Origin of the sequence: Mesorhizobium sp. L48C026A00 (assembly GCF_000502375.1) — a bacterium.
In the GTDB taxonomy this organism is placed as follows: domain Bacteria; phylum Pseudomonadota; class Alphaproteobacteria; order Rhizobiales; family Rhizobiaceae; genus Mesorhizobium; species Mesorhizobium muleiense.
Window position 1 is genome coordinate 1 of the sequence record NZ_AYWU01000110.1, and the last position, 744, is coordinate 744.

The 744-nt window shown below is 60.7% G+C and carries 1 protein-coding gene; it reads right to left on the minus strand.

Annotation, left to right across the window (positions count from 1 at the left end):
* Positions 1–300 (minus strand): Ulp1 family isopeptidase (locus tag X738_RS84425; RefSeq protein WP_245277919.1); only part of this gene is annotated, 300 nt, incomplete at its 3' end.
* Positions 301–744: the final 444 nt, after the last annotated feature.

The following is a 744-nucleotide window of genomic DNA, read 5'->3' on the forward strand; positions in this document are numbered from 1 at the left end:
GTCTGGCAGGTCTGGCAGGTCTGGCTGCCATCTTTGCAATCGCCCAACCAGCGCCCGCGTGCCGTCCACCACGTAGACTCCGCAATCCCACTCGTTGCTCTGCTGGGCGATGCGGGGTAAGTCCACGCGGGTCTCCAGGCTGGCGCCCAGCCTTTCTGCGAGGTGTTTTGCAAGCTTGTCATGCCATCCGCTGACGGAGTCATAATGATAGGCAACCGGCCGTTCCCGGTCGCTGCGATCAACGAACAGCAGCGACCAATGTTTGCCGCGCTCCGCAAGAGTCTTACCGCCATCGCTCACTGGCACGAACAGGAAGTCGGCTGTGTCGTTACCGTTCTGATTATGGACGATGCGCTGGAATGCGCTTAGCNGCTCACTGGCACGAACAGGAAGTCGGCTGTGTCGTTACCGTTCTGATTATGGACGATGCGCTGGAATGCGCTTAGCTTGTCGCTCTCGGAGCCCAAGCGCAGATGATAATTGGCTACGAGGGGATCCACGAACCGCGTCCGGGCGGCGAGTTCTGGATTGTTCCCCTGCAACTCCTGCTCCAGGAGCTGGTAATCCCTGTGGATATGTTCGTCGCCTAGCAATTGCAATGCGCCGAGCACCCGCCCGCTGGGGTCGCCGAAAACACCAAAAAACCCTTCGACCGCGGGGGACATCCCCTCAGGAAAGAGCTCTGGCGAGGCGGAATTCCCCGCCCGCAAGCTGGGCGGAGCGAATTCCGGTGGCCTCAGTGGC